Annotated in this window: 1 protein-coding gene and 1 pseudogene; both read left to right on the forward strand. The window is 61.3% G+C overall.

The genetic code is table 11. The annotated features are described in order from the left end of the window. The first annotated feature begins 107 nt into the window (after window positions 1–107). Window positions 108–1,211 (forward strand): glycosyltransferase family 4 protein, encoded by a 1,104-nt coding sequence (locus ACESNG_RS24620; protein ID WP_373071431.1) that lies wholly within the window; start codon window positions 108–110, stop codon window positions 1,209–1,211. Window positions 1,212–1,363: 152 nt separating this feature from the next. Continuing rightward, a pseudogene (locus tag ACESNG_RS24625) lies at window positions 1,364–1,701 on the forward strand (hypothetical protein); the annotation flags it as partial.

Here is a 1,701-nt window from a genome sequence, read left to right on the forward strand (position 1 = left end):
CGGTCAGCCGCGAGCTTCTTCCGTCTGTTGCGAAGGTGATGCCTGCGTTGCAGACCGCCTCGATCCGATGACGAACGGGGGATGTGCCGCGCGGGCTGGAAGTCGACGTGCCTGATGTCGCACCCGCCAGGAAAGTTCGCGTCTGCCTGATCGGGCCTTCACTGGACATCGTAGGCGGACAATCGGTTCAACTACAACGATTGCTGGTGGGCCTCGGGGAAAGTGATCACCTCGAGGTCTCGTTTCTTCCCGTGAATCCGCGCCTTCCTGGAGCGTTACGCGTGCTCCAGCGGGTGAAGTACGTGCGAACGATCGTCACGTCCATCGCGTACGGGGCTTCGTTGGTTCGCGCCGCACGGACCAACGATGTCCTTCATGCGTTCTCCGCCTCGTACTGGTCGTACATTCTGGCGCCGCTCCCCGCGATGCTGATAGGAAGACTCTGGGGGCGCGCAACGGTGCTGAATTACCATAGTGGTGAGGCAGACGATCATCTCAGCACCTGGAAGCGGACTGCCGTCCCCACCATGCGCCGGTTCGCTACGCGCATTGTGGTGCCGTCCGGTTACTTGGTGCACGTGTTCGGATCTTTCGGACTTTCTGCGGAAGCCATCTCCAATTCCGTACCGATTGAAATGCTCCCATATCGCCGCCGCAAGCGACTACTCCCAAGATTCCTGAGTAATCGGAATCTCGAGCCGCTGTACAACGTGGCCTGCACTGTCCGCGCGTTCGCGCTCGTGCAGCGCAAGTTCCCGGATGCGTCGCTGGTGATAGCCGGAGATGGACGGGAGCGCGTCGCGCTCGAGTTACTCGTGAGCGAGTTGCAGCTCAGCAACGTGACGTTCATGGGGCGTGTACCGCCAAACGGGATGGGCGCTCACTACGAGCAGGCCGACATTTATTTTAACAGTCCGAACATCGACAACATGCCGTTGTCGATTCTCGAGGCGTTCGCTTGCGGGCTGCCCGTGGTGTCGAGCAACGCTGGCGGCATTCCGTTCTTGGTGACGAGCGGGACGAACGGGGTCTTGGTAGAGCGCAACGATCACGAGGCCATGGCTGCGGCCGCTTTGCATCTACTTGACGAACCGGCAGTGGCCCTCTCGCTTGCCGACGCGGCACGTGCTGAGTGCGAATCAAAATACACTTGGCCACACGTTCAGCGAGCGTGGGAATCGCTGTACCTGTCACTCGCTCCGGCATGTTGAATACGGCAAGGCGGCTGCTCCGAACTCCCGCCAGCGAGCTCGTCGGACGCGTTACCCAGCGCGTGTGGTCGATTTCGGAGCGGCTCCTTCCAGGAACACCCAAGGCGTCAATTGCGGGATCGCAAAGCTCGACGGATATCCTGGTATCGCTGATGTCAGGCCGCTACACGTGGCTGTTCGCTGACGGCGCGTCGCCTGGCGAGACTGTCGCGCGATTGCGCGCGACCGTGCCAAGTGACGAGTCCCGCGTGCTTAATGCAGCGCAGCGAATCATCGGTGGCAAACTCCCTGTACTCGGTCACGGTTGGATCACGGTCGGCTCGCCGCCGCGGTGGAATCGCGAGCCGCTAGCCAGCCTCGATACGCCGCTCGGCCACTGGAGTACAATCAATTATCTCGACCGATCCGTGGCCGGCGATCACAAGGTGCTGTGGGAATTCAATCGCCACCAGCATCTCGTCACGCTCGCGCAGGCATGGCAGTACAGCCA

This window comes from Gemmatimonas sp. (assembly GCF_041689975.1).
In the GTDB taxonomy this organism is placed as follows: domain Bacteria; phylum Gemmatimonadota; class Gemmatimonadetes; order Gemmatimonadales; family Gemmatimonadaceae; genus Gemmatimonas.